Source organism: uncultured Oscillibacter sp. (genome assembly GCF_900546705.1).
GTDB lineage: Bacteria > Bacillota > Clostridia > Oscillospirales > Oscillospiraceae > Oscillibacter.
The window spans coordinates 36,960-49,489 of record NZ_URDP01000012.1 but is presented as its reverse complement, the minus strand read 5'-3'; the positions used below and the strand labels follow the sequence as shown (position 1 = coordinate 49,489).

The window sequence follows — 12,530 nt, the reverse complement described above, 5'->3', positions numbered from 1 at the left end:
AGCGCCACCTTGCCAAGGTGGAGGTAGCGAGTTCGAGCCTCGTTGCCCGCTCCAGATCGATGCCCACACGAAAGTGTGGGCATCGAAATCTAAAAAAAGTGTGGACTTTTCCGGAGAGTTCGCATATAATATAGAAAAGCTGGTGACATAGCCAAGTGGTAAGGCAAGGGTCTGCAAAACCCTGATTCCCCGGTTCAAATCCGGGTGTCACCTCCATAAAAATAACCACACCGTTAGGTGTGGTTATTTTTATGGAATCCTGGGATATTTCAAATGCTCGGGGCAAGTGAATTGCCCCTGCGCCAAGGTTTTGGCCTGTGGCCAAAACGCTTGTACGGCGCAAACGCGCCGCCCCGCCGTGCGGGGACCCGGTCGTGTCCGGCATCTATACTTTGCTGACAAGACAAGAAGAAAGACACGCTGAAAAGCGTGTCTTTCTTCTTTTTATCGAAGAGAAGCGTGTCGGATGGGAGAGATGCAGCGGGCAGATTGCTTTTTGACTGGGAACGGGATATAGTGATTTTATGGAAAATCTTGCTGTCCAGTATGCTGTGCTGGGGAAAGAGAGGAGATTTCTATGGAAGAGAACGTAAGAAGAGAACGAATCCGGGGGATTCCACAGCCGGGTGAACTGCGGACGGTGTCGGCAGCTTTGCTGGCGGCGGGGCCGGTGATCGATCAACTGCTGGCCGGAGTGATCGAGGACTATCGGGCCAGGGGGTCGCTCTTTTTATGCCTTTTGGCTGTGGCCGGAGGTATCCTGCTGCTGACGGCCCGGAACCGGAAAGCAGCGCTTGCTGCCGGTGGAGTACTGACATTGCTGAGTGCTGCCGTATTGACCAATCAGCTGGCAATACTGGTGTCTCTGGCTGCCTGGGCGATCTCTTTCCGGGGAGTATCCTGGAACAAAATCCCGGGGGCTGTTCCGGACCGGCTCCGCATGCCGGTACTGAACCTGGCTGCCGCAGTACTGGCGGCAGTGAGCGGACTTTTGTGCCTGCAGGAGATTCACTCTCTTCCCATTCGGCTGCTTCCCACAGTGATATCGGCGGCGGGCGCCGTACTTCTGTGCGGTAATGTGGAGGCGGAGACGTTCCTGCCCCGGCAGCGGGAGCAGCAGAACGGTCAGAGAATCCGGTACCGGTCTGTCCCCGGAGCCGGCGCACTGCGCGCGCTGGGGGCGGTGCTGATCCTGGCCTGCGGTGTGTGGCGGATCATCAATCTCATCGGGCTGATGAGCTCATTCGATGTGCCGGTGCTGAACCTGCTTTGGCCTGTACTGACCGCTGCGGCAGGCGTTTTTCTGCTGCTGCGCGATCAGAGGGAGAGGTGGCTTCTGCCTGCTGCGGCGGTGCTGACGGTCTGTCAGGTGCGGGAACTGTTGAGCCTGCGGCAGATGGTCCTGTATTCGGATCAGATGAGCACCGTCCTTCAGCAGACCCAGCGGGCGGCCCTGCTGTTCGGCTGCGAGCTGCTGGTGCTCATCAGTGCGGTGGGCGTGACATGGAATGCCCCGGTGGGAAAGCGGCAGGTTCCGGTGCTCAATGTGATCGCGGCGGCACTGGCGGCCGTTGGCGGAATCTGGGAGGCGTTTTATCAGATCTCCGCCGTCGCAGGGCATATGGATGGAGCAAACATCCGGAATTTGCTGCTGGCTCTGCTGCTGTACATAGGGCTGGTGCTGCTGAACCTCTCAATGGAGGTCCGGGAGTTGGCGGCAAGAGAGCGGAAGATGGACGGAGAAAAGTACCGCCACGGTCTGTCCGGCTTTGTCCACGGGTTTTACAGCGACGTGGGAGGCAAATTACAGCTGCTGGCCAAGATCTGCGGCTTGATCTATTTGATCCTGGGCGTCGTAGGTGCTTTTGTGATGGCATTGAGTGTCGTACTGCTGTTGCTGCAGCTCTTTGGACTGATCCCGCCCTACTTCAGCCCGGTATCTGTGCTGCTGAGCGGACTGATTACGGTGGTGAGCGCTCTGATTCTGGCGGTGGGCACCTGGCCGCTGTATGCCTTTGGGCAGATGGCCGCCAATGTGCATGCCATACGCAAGAGTGGGGTGGACCATGCCGGTGCCGGGGAGGCCGCTGTTTTGCAAGCCGGTGCGTCTGCGGACGGTGATAACCCCGACGAGCTGCCGGAGCTTTGATGGGAGGGGCACCATGAGTGATCGCTATATCCGGCGCTTTGCGCTGCCGGAGCGGCTGTACACCGCCGGTGCGCCGGTGGTGCTGGCAGCCGGTGTACTGCTGGAGGACACCAAGCTGCCCCGGCTGGTGGCTCAGCTGAAGTGGAAAAGCATTGACGACCTCCGCATCACGTCGCTGACGATATCAGTCCGCTGCCTGGCCGGAGACGGCGCCGGGACAATGTTTACCTATGCGGGATTGGGCGCTGTCCGGGGGCAGGCTTTTGGCCGGTACACGGCGGTGGTACTGCCCTGGGGAGACCAGCAGAGCATGGACGTTCGGGCGGTGTCAGCGACCTTTGTCGATGGGAGCGTGTGGAAGGCGGCGGAGGATGCCCGCTGGGAGAGCCTTCCGGCCTTTATCGCCCTGGATAAGGCGGTGGAGGAGCCGGAGCTGCTGGCGCTGAGCCGGGGCCTTCCCAGCAGCCGGTATGCCTATTGGAGCGACAAGAGCCTCTGGTACTGCCCCTGCGGCGGCGTGAACCGGTTGGTGGAGTCCCGCTGTCACCGCTGCGGCTGTCAGAGGGATACTGCCGAGCGTCTGGCTACTGCTGCAGGTCTTGCAGCGCTGCGGCAGGAGCGGGCGGAAGACCAAGCGCGCCAGGCCCGGGAACAGGAGCGCCGGGAAGAGGAGGCCCGGGCGCAGGCGGAAGAACGCCGCGAAGCGGCCCGACAGCAGATGGAGGACCTCAAATCCCGGCTCCATCTGAAAAAGACCCCGCCGGAGTCGTCCGGTGGTGTGTCGGGGACACCTGACGAAACGTCAAAAACACCTCCTGCTCCACGTTCCGCCGGGGCACCGGCGGAATCCGCTCCCCTGCTTTCCAACGGAGCGGAGCCCGCGCCATACCCCGAGGAATCCTCCCTCCCGGAAGAGAAATCCTCTGCTTGCGGGAAAACCGCCATCTCCGGCAGTGCTGCCGGGCGTACAAAGAAGCCCGGTGCGGGGAAAAAGCGCGGCAGGATTGCAGCGGTCGTTGCGGTGGCCCTGCTGGCCGTGGCTGGGGCGGTGCTGCTGCCACGTCTGGGCGGCGGTGACGGCATTGGCGCGCAGGAGCTGCATGTGACCGCCCCCGGTGACGGAGAGACCGTGACCTTTACCGTGGAGGAGGACACGGAGGGCGTATGCACCGTTACGCCGGAGCTGGTGCGTGAGCAGTTCCCGGAGGTGGAGTACATCAACCTGGAGGGCGTTCCCAACATGGGCGGAGACATCGACACCTACCTCATCGACAGCTTCCAGATGGCCATGCTGGTCACCAGCCGGGGCCAGTGGGGCTCCGAAGGGGAATGGGGCAGCTTCAATGCCAATACGGACCCGGACAGCCCTTTGTGTCTGCTGCTCTTTGACAGCAACACCCACCTGATGGGCCACGCCGTAGGCGTGCCGGAAAAGGCGGGAAACGGAACCTGGCAGTTACAGGTGACGCTTTGCGACTACGACTTCACGGCGCTCTATGAAGAGCAGATGGCCCTGTTCGACGCCCAGCGGGAAGAGACCTTTGCAAACTATATTGCCCCGGAGGACATTGAAAACTCCGGCGCCAAGTATTTCCTCACCGGCTACGATACCAGCCGGGGCCCCACGCTGCTGCCTGGCGATTCCCAGGCATATCACCTGTGGGCGGAGTACACCTCTCCGTATGTAGAAAAGCACAGCCGGGAAATGGACCGGCTCCATTTCCGGCTCCCCCGGGATGACCGGTGGCGCTGTTTTTTGCTGCTGGACGGCGACCATCAGCTGCTGGGCTATACCATGATGGACTCCACCGGCAGCGGCGGACAGGCCGGCGGGGACAGCGATATTACGCCCACCGGCTCCGTGGAGCTGGTGCTTGAGGAAAAGAGCGACGGGAACTGCGAGATCACCGAGGAGCTGCTGCACCGAGTGGTGCCGGAGATGTCCTTTTTCAACTTTGAGGGCTACGCGCCGGATCTGGGCGGCGATGTGAAGGCCTATGTGACCGACAGCCTTCACATGGCCTGGCTGGTGACCTCCGGCGGCACGGCAAACGGAGGGCACCTGTCTGCCACCTGGAATCTCTCGGAGGACCATATCTTCACGCTGCTGCTCTACCGGGACCTGACCACCCTGTGCGGCTACTTTGTGGGCGCCCCGGAGAATTTGGGCGGCGGAAAATGGCGTATGGAGATCACTCTGTGCGACTACGATTTTACAGCTTTGTACCAAGAGCAGTCCGCAGGCTATACGGCCTCGCCCCAGCTGCCGGAGATCTCCCAGTACGACCTTGCCTCCTGCGGTGCGGCCTTTTACATCGAGCCGGTTTCCCAGCTCTCCGGCAGCGACGATTTTACCAACCGGGTGCGCCTCCAGAGCCTGTGGAGCCGGGCTACTTCGCCCTATATCAGCCGGTTCTGCGCGCCCATCACGGACCTGCCCAACAGCGCCCGGCACGCCGCAGCGGAGCGGCCCCAGGTGTATTTGCTGCTGGACGATGCCATGCAGTACATGGGCTATGTGACCGTCACAGACGGGGAGCGGGTAGAGAATATGGAGTTTTCCTTTCCCTCCGGGGTCCGTACCGGCGCGTCGCTGGACCTGACGGCGGATGGGGAGTACTGCACCGTGACGCTGGAGCAGGTGCAGCAGATGGTGCCCCAGGCCCGGTTCATGGAGTTTCGGGGCATGCCGGACCTGGGCGGCGTGGAGGAATATCTGAAAGTCAGCGACCAGATGGCCTGGCTGGTGGCCTCTGACGGGAAACGGTCCATGAATCAGACCTCCGGCCGGTTTTCCGTTCAGGGCGGCCGGGCCCCATTCCGGGTGCTGCTTTTGTACAGTGACGCGACCACCTTATGCGGCTATTCCTTCGGCCAGCCCCGTCATCTGGGCGGGGACAGCTGGCGCATGGAGATCACCCTTTGCAACTACGACTTCTCCAATCTTTATGAGCAGCAGAAAAACGCCTTCTCCCAGGCGGCGCTGCCGGAGTACATTGCCCCGGAGCAGGTGGAGCGCAGCGGCGCGGCCTGGTGCGTGGATGGCTTCTATCTGAGCGATGATGGAAATTTCTCCCGGGCGGTGCAGCAATACGGCCTTTGGAGCCGGGAACAGTCCGTGGGAAAGGAGCGATTCTGCAAGCCGGTGGAGGATCTGGATGTGCTGATGCCGTCGGGGCGCTCTGATGGCGAGACTGTCTATGCCTATGTGCTGCTGCTGCTGGATGAGCAGTATGACCCGGTAGGCTACACCATTCTGACCAATTGAGAAAAACGCCCGGGCCCCATAGGCCCGGGCGTTTCTGCGCATATCAAAGTGTGCCATCCTTGGGCACGTCATGGCCGGACGTATGGTTCTTTCGCTCCAGGAAGGGGAGTTGGACGCCCTTCTTTTTCAGGCGGCGCACCACTACGATGGCCGCCACGGCCAGGATCACCAGCCACACCCAGCCGTAGGCCAGTATGACCAGCAGGTCCTCTGCAAAGTGCAAGAAGCCCCGCCCACCGGAAGCAAGGGCCGCGGCCAGCCGTCCGCCAAGCGTTGCGGTGGGCTCTTCCACGTTGGAGAGCTTGCCCACCTCCTGCAAGGAGATGGTGACCGTGGCGTAGTCCACCTGGGCGTCATAGTGCTGCAGCGTGCCGGAGAGACTGTCGATCATCTGCTCTGTCTCGGAAATGGCGGACTCGATGGTGATGATGTCGGCCATGTTCTCCGCCTGGGCCATCAGGCTCTGGAGCCGCTCCAGCTTGATGCGCTGGGTCTCCAGGCGTCCGGCGGTGTCGTAGTAGGACTCGGTCACATCATCCACGTACTCCTGGGTGTAGAGCAGGTGGCACAGCTCTCCCGCCTGGGTGAGAAAATCACGGTACTTCTCCACCGGTACCCGCACGGTCAAATCCGCGTAGCGGTAGGAGCTGGAGTGGTTGCTGACGGACGAGGACGATATCCATCCCCCGCAGCTGTCCACCAGCTCCGTCAGGGAGGAGACGGCCTCGTCAAAGCCGGTGGTCTCCAGCTCCAGCGAGGCGGTATAGATGCGCTTGGAGCCCTGTACTGCATTGCTCTCTTCTCCACTGCCCTCTGCGGCGGGCATCATGCTGCCATTGCCGGTACCGTAGTCTGCCGACGCGTCCATGCTGTAGCTTTCCGCTGGTGCTTCTGCTGCGGCTGTCTCCTGGGGCATGGAGGCGGCGGATTCGCTGCCGCAGCCGGATAGCAGGCCCGTGGCCAGCACCAGCATAAGCACCCAGACAAAACCCTTCTTTTTCATGGTGAACCCTCCTTTTTATGGTGTGGAAAGACCCTTTCAACCGTAGAGACGGGAAAGGTGGAAAATGGTTCCGCCTGTTGGCGGGGCAGACAAACTTTTTTGGAAGCGGTTGCCTTTTTCCGCGGTTGGCAGTACAATAGGAGCGCAAATATTACCTCAGAGGGGAACTACATCATTTGGAGGAGATCGTCATGACATACAAAGAAGTACTCGATCAGGCCCGCACCTGCATGGGCCCCTACTGCAAGTCCTGCCCTGTCTGCAACGGCCTGGCCTGCAAGAATACCGTGCCCGGCCCCGGTGCCAAGGGCATCGGCACCGGCTTTATCCGCAACTATCAGAAGTGGCAGGAGCTGTGTGTGAACATGGACACCATCTGCGAAAATAAGCCGGTGGACACCTCCTTCACCCTCTTCGGCCAGAAAGTGGACATCCCCGTGTTCGCGGCCCCCGTTGGCGCCGTTACCAAGCACTACGGCGACAAGTACACGGACCTGGAGTATAACGACATTCTGGTGCCTGCCTGCGCCGAGGCCGGCATCGCCGCCTTCACCGGCGACGGCACCGATCCCGCGGTTATGGAGGGTACGGCCAAGGCGCTCGTCAAGACCCACGGCTGCGGCGTCCCCACCATCAAGCCCTGGAACTTGGAGACCGTCAAGGAGAAGCTGGACCTGGTGAAGGCCGCCAATCCCTTTGCCATTGCCATGGACATCGACGCCGCGGGACTGCCCTTCCTGCAGAACATGACCCCGCCCGCCGGCAGCAAGACCGTGGAGGAGCTCAAGCAGATTGTGGCCTGGGCGGAGAAGCCCTTCATCCTCAAGGGCATCATGACCGTTGCCGGCGCCAAGAAGGCCCTGGAGGCCGGTGCCAGCGCCATCGTGGTGTCCAACCACGGCGGCCGCGTGCTGGACCAGTGCCCCGCCACCGCCGAGGTGCTGCCTGCCATCGTGGACGCCGTGGGCGACAAGATGACCGTGCTGGTGGACGGCGGCATCCGCACCGGTATGGATGTGTTCAAGGCCCTGGCCCTGGGCGCCGACGCGGTGCTCATTGCCCGTCCCTTTGTGAACATGGTCTACGGCGGCGGCGCCGAGGGCGTGAAGATCTATGTGGAAAAGCTCAAGGCCGAGCTGGCCGATACCATGGCCATGTGCGGCGCCCACTGCCTGGCGGACATTAACCGCTCCATGATCTACGGCTACTAAGCTGGGGATCACCCAATTGATGCAAAAGCCGCCCTGTGCCTTTGGCACAGGGCGGCTTTCTTCAAAAAGGCGGGGCCGCTTACGCGGCCCCGCGGAATGAGAGCTTACAAAATGGGAGACTGGAGGTTCTCGTCCTTGATGCCGTGCTTTTCCACGTATCCGGTGAGCATCAGCGTCAGCGCGCCGTCGCCGGTGACGTTGCAGGCAGTGCCGAAGCTGTCCTGCAGGGCGAAGATGGCCAGCATCAGGGCGGTGCCGGCGTTGTCAAAGAGCAAAATGCCGGTGATGAGGCCCAGGGAGGCCATGACCGTGCCGCCGGGGACACCGGGGGCGCCGATGGCAAAGATACCCAGCAGCAGGCAGAAGAGGATCATGGTGCCCAGGCTGGGCAGGGCTCCGTAGAGCAGCAGGGAGATGGTCATGACGAAGAACACCTCCGTCAGAACGCTTCCGCACAGGTGGATGTTGGCAAACAGGGGAATGCCGAAGCTGACCATGTCCTCCCGCAGCACCTTGCTCTTGCCGGCGCAGCGCAGGGCAACCGCCAGCGTCGCCGCGCTGGACATGGTGCCCACGGCGGTCAGGTAAGCCGGGCCGTAGTGGCGGAGGACCTCCCAGGGGTTCTTGCCGGAGTAGGCACCGGCCAGCAGGTACAGCACCGCCAGCCAGATGTAGTGACCGGCCATGACGATGAGGATGATCTGCAAAAAGGCGGGCAGCTGCCGGGTAATCATACCCTCATAGCTGAGGTTGCAGAAGGTGGTGGCGATGTAGAACGGGAGCACGGGGATGATGATCTTGCTGACGATATCCAGCACGATGGCCTGGAATTCTGCCAGCAGCTCAATGGTGCGCTTGGACTTGGTCCAGGTGGCGGCAAGACCCAGCAGCACGGAGAGCACCAGGGCGCTCATGACGCTCATGATCTGGGGAATGTCCAGCTGGAACACTACACCGGGCAGTTCCTTGAGGCCTGCCACACTGGTGTCAATGGACAGATGGGGGATCAGCGCGTAGCCCGCGCCCATGCTCATGAAGGCCGCGCAGATGGAGGAGACGTAGGCGATCACCACGGCCACACCCAAGAGGCGGGAGGCGTTGGCGCCCAGCTTGGTGATGGAGGGCGCAATGAATCCGATGATAATCAGCGGCACGCAGAAGTTGATGAGCTGGCCCATGATGTACTGCAGGGTGACAACCACCTTCATCACGTTCTCCGTGAATACGGTACCGCACAGCACACCCACAAGGATTCCCAGAATCAATCGGAACGGGAGACTGCCAAAGAGCTTTTTCATACGAACGTTACCCCTCTCATATACACATTTTTTCGCACCCCGCGGGCGCGGCGGATCTTGCCCCTCCTTCCCTGGTTTCCAGCGGCCCGGCCGCTGTGATTTTATTTCATCATACTCCTTCCGCCTGGCGGAGTCAACGGCATTTCCGCCGGGGGGAGAGGCCGCGGAACCGCTGCTGGCCCAGGCGGAGCAAAGAGGCGGCGCACAGCGCAAATGGTTGAAAAAACCAGAACCAAATGGTATGATACGAAAATATGGAACAGGGCCGCTTTCGGCGAAACAGCAGGGCTGGCTGGAAAAAGGAGGACCATCTGCATGAAAAAGGTGGAAGAGCTGGACGCGGCGCGGGTGGTGTCCATGCTGGCGGTCATTGCCATTCATGTGACCGCCCCTTATATCGGGGCGGGGAGCCGCTTTTTGCTGGGCGGGATGAACCTGGCGTATGTCATGAACCAGGCGGCCCGGTTTGCCGTGCCGCTGTTCGTGCTGCTCTCGGGTGCGTCGCTGGGACTGGGAAAGCCGCTGCCGCCTGCAAAGTTTTACCGGCGGCGGTTCGGGAAGCTGGGGATTCCCTACGTGTGCTGGTTTGTGGCCTATACCCTGTATGAAAACCAGTCCCTGACCCCCGGCATTCTGGTGCGCCGGTTTTTGCTGGGACAGGCGGCGCCCCACCTGTATTTTATTACGATTATATTCCAGCTGTACCTGCTCTATCCGCTGCTGCGCCGGTGGATGGAGCGGTCGACGCCCGGCTGTCTGCTGGGCGCGTTTCTCGTCACCTACGGGGTGGAAAAGCTCATCGTGGTGCAGCGTGGGGGATTTTCCGTCATCCCCGGCCCCCTGCGGCCCTATCTGTGGCAGCTGTTTCCCACGTGGCTTTTCTACTTTGTGCTGGGCATGGCGGCCACCCGGGAAAACCTTGGCCGCCTGCAGCAGTTTGCGGCCCGGCACAGAGCGGCCATTGCTGCGGCGGCGGTGGTGTTCACCGGATTATATGTGCTGGAGAGCAAGGCCACCGGGGACATTGAGGCCATCAAGAGTACGCTCAACGTCCATACCCCTCTGGTGCTGCTGGCAGTATTTGCCCTGTGGCCGCCCCTGGCTGCCCATCTCAGGTGGCTGCGGCCGGTGACGGCGTTTCTGGCCCGCCATTCCATGACGGTGTACTTCGGCCATGTGCTGATTCTCACGCGGCTGCGGATGGAGCCGGTGTTTGCCGTCGGCATGCGGGGGATGCTGCTGCAGCTGGCGGCGGTGACGGCGCTGGCCATACCGGGTGCCTGGTGCGTGGATACAGCTGTGGGCGCGGTCCGGTCGGTATTTCTGCGTCAGAGCCGGGAGAAGATCTCAGCCCGGTAATCAAAAAGAGCCCTGCGGCATCTGCCGCGGGGCTCTTTTCAGATTCGGGTAAAGACGTGAATGCGGAAGTCCGTGCGGACAGTAAGCGTCTCCAGCGCCGCCAGACGGTCCACGCCGTCCCTGGGGGTTTTCCAGAAGTAGGGAGTCATCTGGAACAGGGCGTGGATGTCCTCCTGGGAGGGAAGCGTCACTGCGTGCTCCACCGGCACGATCTCCTCATACCGGAAGCCGGGATAGGGCGTCTCCTTTTCCTCGTTGGGATAGGGAGTGTCATAGAGCACCTGCTTCATCTCCCAAAGGTGCATGGGGCCGGGCACCACGTAGAAAAAGGAACCGCCGGGGCGCAGAACCCGGGAAAATTCCTCAATGGCCAGGGGAGAAAAGCAGTCCAGCAGCAGATCCACGGACTGGTCCGCCACCGGCAGATGATAGGAGGAGGCCACGGCGAACTCAATGTCCTTCTCCGCCTTGGCGGCATAGCGCAGGATGAACTTGGAGATGTCGATGCCGGCCATGCGGGGCGCTTTCCCCGCCTCTTTGAGGGCACGGTACACGCCGCCGGTGTAGTACCCTTCACCGCAGCCGGCGTCCAGCACGGCGGGAGCGGAGGCGGTATGGCGCACCGCCAGGTCGCACAGGGTGTCTCGCAGAGGGGCGTAGTAGTCCTTGGACAAAAATGCCCGGCGGGCTGCTGCCATGCCCTTGTCGTCGCCGGGGGCGGCGGAGTGCTTGCGGTTGGGGGGCAGCAGATGGGTGTAGCCCTCCCGGGCGGTATCAAAGCTGTGGCCCTGGCTGCAGCACAGGGCGCCTCCGGCGCGCTGCAGCGGCGCACCGCAGATGGGACAACAGAAAAAGCTCATGCGATACTCCTGGTTACGTCATTGATCCATTTCCGGCTGCGCAGGCGGACGATGCCCCAGGGACACTTGAAGAAGTTCTCCGCATACAGACCGAGGCACACGAAAATCAAAGGGGCGTCCAGCACCAGCGCTGTCAGGGCGGCCAGAGGCACCGCCGTCAGCCACAGGGGCACCAGGTCGATGACGGAGGCCATGGCGGCGTCGCCGCCGGCCCGGAGCACACCGGTGATATTGGAAATGTCAAAGGATTTGAGAGGCATGGTGAGCAGGTACACCACGCACATGGTGGCCGCTGCCTCCGTGGCCGTGGGGGACAGGGAGAACAGGGGATAGAGGTAGGGAATGAACACCCCGGGCAGCGCGATGCCCAGGGCGGCACCCAGCAGTACGCCCAGGCCCAGAGCCACCAGCAGCAAACACCAGCTCAGATCATAGATCTCGTCCTTGGAGGCGCCCTCGCCGATCCGTTTGCCGATGATGACGGCGGTGGCTCCCGCCAGACCGAAGCAGGAGACGGTGGAGAACTTGTCGATGTTGCCCATGATGGCGTAGGCGGCCAGCATGTCCGCGCTGATGGCCATGTGGCCCATGATGACGGTCATCATGGTGGTGCCCAGCCCCCAGAGCGTTTCGTTGAGCAGTACCGGCGTGGCGTACTTGACGTACATACGCACTGTGGCGGCACCGGGCCGGAACAGGGCGCGGGGAATCAGCGGGACCCGACGGCTGCGGGCGGCGTAGCACACCACGATCAAAAACTCCACGATGCGGGAGGTCAGTGTGGCAATGGCGGCGCCGGTAACGCCCAGCGCCGGAGCGCCCAGATTGCCGAAGATAAAGCAGTAGTTCAAAAAGGTATTGAGCAGCATGGACGTGGCGAACACCAGCATGCCGAACAAGGGGTTTTCCGCGCTGCGCTGCATGCTCACATACACGCTGCTGACGGCGTTGAAGATGTAGGAAATGCCCACGATGCGCAGATAGGGGGAGCCCTCAGTGATCAAAAGGGCGTTGTCGGTCACCAGAGAGAGAATCGTCTGCGGGAAAAAGAACATGGCTGCCGCCGTACAGGCGGCGATGGTAAAGCCGGCGTACATGGCGATGCCCATGCAGCGGTTGATGGCCAGCATGTCCCCCTTGCCCCAGAACTGGCTGACCAGAATGGTCAGTCCGCTCATGAGGCCGAAGATAATGACCTGAACCAGGTAAATGGGGGCGTTGGCGGCGGTGACGGCGGAGAGCTGGGTGTCTCCCAGCAGACCTACCATGAAAGTGTCCACAAAGCCCAGGGAGGTGGTAATCAGGTTTTGCAGGATCAGCGGCAGAGCCAGCAGGAAAAGCCGCTTATAGAAGCCGGCCGGGCGGCGGAGATAACGTAACAT

General features: G+C 61.7%; 8 protein-coding genes and 1 tRNA gene. 5 read left to right on the top strand and 4 right to left on the bottom strand.

Annotated elements, in window-relative coordinates:
- The first annotated feature begins 141 nt into the window (after positions 1-141).
- From QZS13_RS04315 to QZS13_RS04305, 3 genes are all read left to right on the top strand, one after another.
- Positions 142-216, top strand: a tRNA-Cys gene (locus QZS13_RS04315).
- A gap of 361 nt (positions 217-577) precedes the next feature.
- Positions 578-2,149 carry a hypothetical protein gene (locus tag QZS13_RS04310; protein WP_295585935.1) on the top strand — a complete coding sequence of 524 codons (1,572 nt, stop codon included), beginning with the start codon at positions 578-580 and terminating at the stop codon, positions 2,147-2,149.
- A gap of 13 nt (positions 2,150-2,162) precedes the next feature.
- Complete coding sequence (locus QZS13_RS04305; protein ID WP_295585932.1) at positions 2,163-5,417, top strand: hypothetical protein; 3,255 nt, start codon at positions 2,163-2,165, stop codon at positions 5,415-5,417.
- 43 nt (positions 5,418-5,460) lie between these two features.
- On the opposite strand, the gene QZS13_RS04300 is transcribed toward QZS13_RS04305, so the two are convergent.
- Positions 5,461-6,420 carry a DUF4349 domain-containing protein gene (locus QZS13_RS04300; RefSeq protein WP_295585929.1) on the bottom strand — a complete coding sequence of 320 codons (960 nt, stop codon included), beginning with the start codon at positions 6,418-6,420 and terminating at the stop codon, positions 5,461-5,463.
- Positions 6,421-6,611: 191 nt separating this feature from the next.
- On the opposite strand from QZS13_RS04300, the gene QZS13_RS04295 reads away from it, so the two are divergent.
- Complete coding sequence (locus QZS13_RS04295) at positions 6,612-7,631, top strand: alpha-hydroxy-acid oxidizing protein (RefSeq protein ID WP_295585927.1); 1,020 nt, start codon at positions 6,612-6,614, stop codon at positions 7,629-7,631.
- Between the two features lie 104 nt (positions 7,632-7,735).
- On the opposite strand, the gene QZS13_RS04290 is transcribed toward QZS13_RS04295, so the two are convergent.
- Positions 7,736-8,929 carry a dicarboxylate/amino acid:cation symporter gene (locus QZS13_RS04290; RefSeq protein ID WP_295585925.1) on the bottom strand — a complete coding sequence of 398 codons (1,194 nt, stop codon included), beginning with the start codon at positions 8,927-8,929 and terminating at the stop codon, positions 7,736-7,738.
- A gap of 315 nt (positions 8,930-9,244) precedes the next feature.
- Between QZS13_RS04290 and QZS13_RS04285 the strand changes: the two genes are divergently transcribed.
- Positions 9,245-10,288 (top strand): acyltransferase, encoded by a 1,044-nt coding sequence (locus tag QZS13_RS04285; RefSeq protein WP_295585922.1) that lies wholly within the window; start codon positions 9,245-9,247, stop codon positions 10,286-10,288.
- 38 nt (positions 10,289-10,326) lie between these two features.
- Here the strand turns inward: QZS13_RS04285 and QZS13_RS04280 are convergent, their stop codons facing one another.
- Together QZS13_RS04280 and QZS13_RS04275 are read right to left on the bottom strand one after the other, a co-directional pair.
- Entirely contained in the window at positions 10,327-11,148 is an 822-nt protein-coding gene (locus QZS13_RS04280; protein ID WP_295585919.1) for a putative RNA methyltransferase, read from the bottom strand.
- Positions 11,145-12,530: an MATE family efflux transporter gene (locus QZS13_RS04275; RefSeq protein ID WP_295585916.1), complete on the bottom strand. Its 1,386-nt coding sequence runs from the start codon at positions 12,528-12,530 to the stop codon at positions 11,145-11,147. The genes QZS13_RS04280 and QZS13_RS04275 overlap by 4 nt, the downstream gene beginning before the upstream one ends.